Raw genomic sequence first — 6,366 nt, 5'->3', positions numbered from 1 at the left:
AGGTCGATGATCACGGTGACGTACTTGTCACCGCGCCGGGTGTGCCGCCACACGTGCTCATCGACCCCGACGACCTTGACACCGTCCAGGCGGGTCGGGTCCTCGATGAGCAGACGCCGGTGGCTTCCGCCCCGTCCTACACACTCAAAGGCGATGAGCCGGTAATGGCAGTATCAGTTATATGGACACGATGCCGATGATGGTGCAGCCCGAGCTGAGTGCAGCTCTTCCTTTGCATCCGCTCGAAGACGGGCGCCTTGGTCTCTACGCTTGGCAGGAAGAAGCATTTTGAATTGGCCTGGTTCTTGTTCCGACCGGTTTCCCTGTCAGCCGGTCGGTGACAGAAGCGTCTCGGTTTCAGCGTAGTACGCCTGTTCGACCTCGATCGGAGTACGCATATCGAGTTCCCCGTGGAGCCGCTCATGGTTCCACCACCACACGTATTCGAGGGTCGCAAGCTCGACCTGCTCGACCGTCCGCCAGGGCCTTGCTGACGGATCAGTTCGGTCTTGTAGACCTTCATGGCGCCCAGCAGATCAACCAAGAAGCGACTCACAGCACCCAAGTAGCTGGTGAGCCACAGAGAAGAGCTCTGAGCACGACTTGATCTAGGTCAAGGCTGAGGATCTGTCAACACAATAGTCTGGGTCGTGAAGGCCAGGAACCTCCTGGTCGATCCCCGTTTCGGGGTGAAGCGAAAGGACTCATCATGGCGAACGCTACTGACACCACCCACACTCTGCTGCGCGCCGAGGGTTTCTCGTGCCCGTCGTGCGTGACCAAGATCGAGAAGCAGGTCGGCAAGCTCGATGGCGTCGAGAACGTGACGGTGCACTTCGCCTCGGGTCGCGTTGAGATCGACCACGATGAGACAAGAAGTTCCGTCGACGATCTCATTGCTGCTGTCGATAAGGCCGGCTATAAGTCGAAGGCCTCCGCGTTCTAGCCAAACGGCCCCTAACGCACTAAGTTCACCAATTCGAAAGGCGGCACATTCGTGAGCGCGTTCCGTAAGTGGCGGTATGGCAACTGGTTCATTCCCGTTGTCTCGGGCCTCCTCATTCTCGTGTCGTTCGGCGTCGAAAAGCTCTTCGGCGGCAGCTGGAACGTCACGGTCGGTCCGCAATGGTGGATCGACGCTGGCGAACACGCCCACGGTTCTGGTCATGTGTTTACCCTTGCGAACGCGTTCATGCTCGCCGCGGCAATTGTCGCGGGGTACGGAATCGTCGTGAAGGCCGTCCGGGCACTGCTCGTAAAGTTCATCAGTATCGACCTGCTCGTATCGATTGCAGCGCGATCGGCGCGACACTCATCGGCAACTTCTGGGAAGCTGCCGCCGTGACGTTCCTCTTCGCGATCGGTCACGCTCTCGAAGCCGGCACGATGAACAAGACCCGTGCAGCGCTCGCTGAGTTGGTCGCGGTGGCCCCCGACGTTGCAGTCGTGATGCGCGACGGTGAGCAGGTCGAGATCGCCGCACATCAGGTGCGCATGGGCGAGATCGTGCTCGTAAAGAACGGAGCGAAAGTTCCCGTCGACGGGCAGGTCGTGTCAGGCACTGGAGCGATCGACGAGGCATCGATCACGGGTGAGTCGATCCCGGTCGAAAAGACGAAGTCAGATCACGTGTTTGCGGGCACGATCTCGCGGGGCGGATTCATACAGGTCATGGCGACCGGCATCGGAGCCGACACGACGCTCGCGCGCATCATTCACCGTGTCGAAGAAGCGCAGGATGCGAAAGCGAAAACGCAGGCATTCATCGACCGATTCTCGAAGTGGTACACGCCCGCGGTGATGGTACTCGCGCTTGCGGCGGGCCTCATCACTGGTGACGTAGTGCTCGGCCTCACGTTGCTCGTGATCGGTTGCCCGGGCGCGCTCGTCATCTCGATTCCCGTGGCGATCGTAGGGGGAATCGGCCGCTCGGCCCGCAACGGGATTCTCATCAAGGGCGGCGAATACCTCGAAACCTCGGCCAAAATCTCCGCTGTCGCAGTTGATAAGACAGGCACGCTGACCGAGGGCCGCCCGGTACTCACCGACATCGTTGTGCTCAATCCTGGAGCGGATCGGCGCGAGGTGCTTCGCTGGGCAGCCGCCGCAGAAGCAGGGTCCGAGCACCCACTTGCCCGCCCGATCCTCGACACCGCACGAGAAGAAGGAGTGGCCCCCGAGGGCCTTCCGGGATCGGTCACACCGGTCGTGGGCAAGGGGATCGTGGCCGACGCTCACGACAAGCGGGTACTCATCGGTAACGTGCCGCTGCTCGAACAGTACGGGATCGTGAACGACGCGGGGGCGGCTGTGGCTGCGAAGAAACTGGCGGCGGCAGGCAAGACCCCGATGATTGTCGCGGTCGATGAGAGCGTGCTTGGCGTAATCGGTGTCGCAGATACGATCCGCGAGGATGCCCCCGAGATGATCAGGCGCTTGCACGCTAGCGGGGTGCAGAAGGTGGTGATGCTCACCGGAGATACGCGCCTTGTCGCCGAAGCCATCGGTGAGGCGGTCGGCATCGATGAGATCCATGCTTCGTTGCTACCCGAGGACAAGCTCGACGCTGTCGCGTGGTTGCAGCGCGAGGGGCACACGGTCGCGATGGTGGGCGACGGCGTGAACGACGCCCCGGCCCTCGCGACCGCCGACATTGGTGTTGCCATGGGTGCAGCGGGCTCAGCGGTGGCCGTGGAGACGGCAGACATTGCCCTGATGGGCGACAACCTCTTGAAACTGCCCGAAGCAATCAGCCTCGCCAAACGCACCGTGAACGTCATGCGCCAGAACATCTGGATCGCGCTTATCACCGTTGTCGTGCTGCTCGTCGGGGTCTTCGCAGGGGGTGTCACGATGGCTATCGGCATGCTCGTGCACGAGGGATCGGTGCTCATCGTAATCCTCAACGCGATGCGCCTGCTGCGCAACACCCAGGGAGCCACTGCGTTGTCGAGGAGTGAACGCGCCCGAGCCGCACATGAAACAGGCCGCCCGGTCGAACCAGCCACGGCCCAGAGTTCATCCGAACTTCCATCTTAAGAAAGGATCACACACATGAGTGAGAACCAGTTCAGCGTCGGCGAGAAGGCGACGCACTTCATCATCGACGAGGTCGCGAAAGCAAACACGAATTTTCGTCAGGTGCTCTGGACGGGAAAGCACTCCCAACTCGTTGCGATGACGATTCCGGTGGGCGGGGAGATCGGCGACGAGGTGCATGACACCACCGATCAGTTGCTGAGTTTTGTGTCGGGCAGCGGAGAGGCCGACCTTGACGACGAGACGCACACCGTTGATGCCGGCGACCTGTGCGCTGTTCCGGCCGGTACTCGCCACAACTTCCGCAACACTGGCGATGAGCCTTTGGTGCTCTACACCGTCTATTCACCTCCGGAGCACGCAATTGACGCGGAGTATGCCACGAAGGAACTCGCTGATGCGGCAGAGGCTTCGGGTGAAGACGCTCCGCCACAGGCAACCACGTAAGTGTCACTCACCTGGAGAATGAGGAGAAGTCAATAATGTCGAAAGCGCTGGTCTTCGCCGCCTATGGCGGCCCCGAGACGCAGGAACTCGTTGAACGCCCCGCTCCGGCGCCTGGGCCTGGAGAGCTCGCGATCGAGGTGAAAGCGGCCGGGGTGAACCCTGCTGACTGGAAGATCCGTGCGGGGCAGATGGGCTCCCACTGGCCGCTTCCCGCACCGATGGGCCGAGAGGCCTCCGGTGTCGTCACCGCCGTAGGCGCAGAGGTCGAGAACTTCGCTGTCGGTGACATGGTGCTCGGCCTCGCGGCCAAAGGACAGGGAACGTTCGCGAAGCACACGGTGTTGGATGCGGCACAAACCGTCCAGAAGCCCGAAGAGCTTTCCTTTGCTGACGCTGCAGCACTGCCTGTCGCAGGGGCGACTGCGTATGACGTGACGCATCAGATCGAGCTGGAACCTGGTCAGACGATGCTGATTCTTGGCGCCGGAGGTGGGGTCGGGCTGATGGCGGCGCAGATCGGAAATGTGCACAAGTTCACGGTCATCGGTGTGGCCAGTGCAGCGAAGCAGGAACTGGTGGAGTCGACCGGTGCGACGTTCGTTGCCTCCGGGGAGGGTGCGGCTGACCGGGTGCGTGCCATCGCGCCGGAGGGTGTTGATGTGCTCATCGACCTGGTCGGTGGGCAGGCGCTTCGTGATCTCGCGGTCGTCGCCAAAGACCCGAGCGTCATCATCAGTACCGCAGACCCGACCACCGTGCAGCAACTCGGTGGCGTAGCGGTGGTGCGCACGCGTGAAGGGCTCGAGAAGGTCACCGGCGTTGCCCAGTACGGTCTCGTCGACCCGCAGGTGACGGACCGGTACAGTCTCGATCGGGCTGCGGAAGCCGTCGCCAGGGTGGAGGCCGGGCACACTGCCGGCAAAGTGATCATCGAACCATGACCCAGCTGCCTGAGGCACCGACGGACGCCGTATTCACAGCAGCACGGACGTCTGATCCTGTGGCCTCAATAAACCGGGTGGCCGATGCATACGGGTCGCCTGAGGTTGATATCGAGGGCATTCTCGGTGCCGAGATCTCACCGGATGACCCTGATCGTGCGGTCATCGAGCCGTGGGCCGCGGCAGTCGATGGCCCCATTCTCGATGTCGGCGCGGGTACCGGGCGTTGGACCGGTCACCTCGCACGCCTCGGACACACGGTGGAAGGGCTCGAGCCATCGGATCGCCTCATCACGATTGCCCGAGCCAGACATCCCGCGGTTGTGTTCCATCACGATTCCATCGAAGATCTCGCCCGTTGCGAGACCCGCTGGGGCGGGATCCTCGCCTGGTATTCGACCATTCACATGAGCTCAGAAGAGCTCCTACACGCGCTCGCAACACTGCGCACTCGGCTGGGTGACAGCGGATCGCTGCTGATGTCCTTTTTCGCGGGGCCGCGGCGGGAGGCATTCGACCATCCGATCGCCGCCGCATACCGGTGGCCGATGAACAATATGATCGAAGCCCTCACCTACGCCGGGTTCGAGGTGATCGGGCAGCGCTCGAACCCGCGGACGCCACACGCGTACATCACTGCACGCGCCACCCCTGGCTTCAGCTGAAGCGCGTGTGTTGTGCCACGAGTCGCCATACTAGAAGGGAAGGGAAGGATGCCGTTGGCTGTTTCAACCGATGTGGATGCTGATCCAGCAAATGATCTCTGCGTGGCCCGTGTACCGCTGTTTCAAGGGCTCACACATGCGCAGCAAGTGGAAGTTGCGGGATTTGCACGTACCGTCCGATTAGACGCTGTCGAGCAGGCGTATTCAGCAGGCTCGGATATGTCGCAGTTGATGGTGGTGCACACCGGTCAGGTGAAGATCGCTCGTACAAGTGCGGCCGGGCACGAGCAGGTGATCCGGGTCCTCGGTCCGGGCGACTTCATCGGAGAATCCGCGTTTCTCACCGGCACGAGACCCGATCACGCAGCAGAAGCGCTCGTGCGTACCGAACTGTGCGTGTTCCGTCATGCCGATCTCGGGCGTCTCGTCGAGAAGCATCCGAGCATCGGGCTGCGCATGCTGCAAGGAGTGAGTCAGCGCTTGGATGATACTGAGGCGCGGCTGGCTTCTGTCATCTTCGGAAACGTGAGCTCTCGTCTCGCCGATTACCTGCTCTCGCTCCCTGCGACGCCAGGGCCGCGAGGAGCCATCGACGTGACGCTGCCGCTCGCAAAGAAGGACATCGCTTCGCTCCTGTCCACGACACCAGAGTCCCTCAGTCGGCAACTTCGCAAACTCACCGACACCGGGGTGATCTCACAACAGGAACAGGGGCGGATCACGATCACTGATGTGACCGCGCTCACCGCACTCTCAACCCTCTCGAAGAGAGGCTGAGAACAGCACCGTGCCAGCCCAGACCATCGCCCCACGTACCTCGGAAGCGTCACACGCAATGTCATCGACAGGGGAATTTCTTCGCAACCGCAAGCTCATGATGTTCGTGCTCGTCGGTTTGGCGACCGGGGTTATGCGGCTCATCGCATTTGAGTGTGTAGGACGGGGCGGAAGCTACCGGCCTCCAGCAGCGACCGTGCGATGTAATTCGTAAGATTCCGGAACCCCAACGCGGACCCACGTAAGTGCTCCAACCGCCCATTGATCGCCTCGGTCGGACCGTTACTACTGCCGGGATGATCGAAGAACGCGACGACGTCCTCACACCGACGCTTCAACGTCCGCCCCAAAGTGATCACCTCACGCAGGTCGCTCGGAACCCCGGACGCCACGTCCGTGATCACCGCGCTCATCTTCACCTTCCCGACCTTCTTGTTCGTATCCCGGTATGCGTCCACGATCCGCTGGTACACACCCCAGGTCGCCTCCACGAGCAC

Annotated in this window: 7 protein-coding genes and 2 pseudogenes; 7 read left to right on the top strand and 2 right to left on the bottom strand. The window is 61.8% G+C overall.

Features of this window, described 5'->3' with window-relative positions; all coding sequences use genetic code 11:
- On the top strand, positions 1-200 hold a 200-nt coding region (locus ABD172_RS12435; protein ID WP_344310089.1), incomplete at its 5' end, for a hypothetical protein.
- Between the two features lie 126 nt (positions 201-326).
- Here ABD172_RS12435 and ABD172_RS12430 read toward each other — a convergent pair.
- A pseudogene (locus ABD172_RS12430) lies at positions 327-470 on the bottom strand (IS3 family transposase); the annotation flags it as partial.
- 239 nt (positions 471-709) lie between these two features.
- Here ABD172_RS12430 and ABD172_RS12425 point away from each other — a divergent pair.
- From ABD172_RS12425 to ABD172_RS12400, 6 genes and pseudogenes are all read left to right on the top strand, one after another.
- Positions 710-946 (top strand): heavy-metal-associated domain-containing protein, encoded by a 237-nt coding sequence (locus ABD172_RS12425; RefSeq protein WP_017791819.1) that lies wholly within the window; start codon positions 710-712, stop codon positions 944-946.
- Between the two features lie 51 nt (positions 947-997).
- Positions 998-3,039 (top strand): annotated as a pseudogene (locus ABD172_RS12420) (heavy metal translocating P-type ATPase).
- Between the two features lie 15 nt (positions 3,040-3,054).
- A complete protein-coding gene (locus tag ABD172_RS12415) occupies positions 3,055-3,486 on the top strand; it encodes a cupin domain-containing protein (RefSeq protein ID WP_344310088.1) in 432 nt (143 codons plus the stop codon).
- Between the two features lie 35 nt (positions 3,487-3,521).
- Positions 3,522-4,427, top strand: a complete 906-nt coding sequence (locus ABD172_RS12410; protein WP_344310086.1) for an NADP-dependent oxidoreductase — start codon at positions 3,522-3,524, stop codon at positions 4,425-4,427.
- Complete coding sequence (locus ABD172_RS12405) at positions 4,424-5,092, top strand: class I SAM-dependent methyltransferase (RefSeq protein WP_344310084.1); 669 nt, start codon at positions 4,424-4,426, stop codon at positions 5,090-5,092. The genes ABD172_RS12410 and ABD172_RS12405 overlap by 4 nt, the downstream gene beginning before the upstream one ends.
- 48 nt (positions 5,093-5,140) lie before the next feature.
- Positions 5,141-5,869: a Crp/Fnr family transcriptional regulator gene (locus ABD172_RS12400; RefSeq protein ID WP_344310082.1), complete on the top strand. Its 729-nt coding sequence runs from the start codon at positions 5,141-5,143 to the stop codon at positions 5,867-5,869.
- A gap of 140 nt (positions 5,870-6,009) precedes the next feature.
- Here ABD172_RS12400 and ABD172_RS12395 read toward each other — a convergent pair.
- On the bottom strand, positions 6,010-6,366 hold a 357-nt coding region (locus ABD172_RS12395; RefSeq protein ID WP_344310080.1), incomplete at its 5' end, for a transposase.

The organism is Brevibacterium samyangense (assembly GCF_039529845.1).
Classification (GTDB): Bacteria; Actinomycetota; Actinomycetes; order Actinomycetales; family Brevibacteriaceae; genus Brevibacterium; species Brevibacterium samyangense.
The sequence above is the reverse complement of the archived record's forward strand: the minus strand, read 5'-3'. Positions and strand labels throughout refer to the sequence as shown.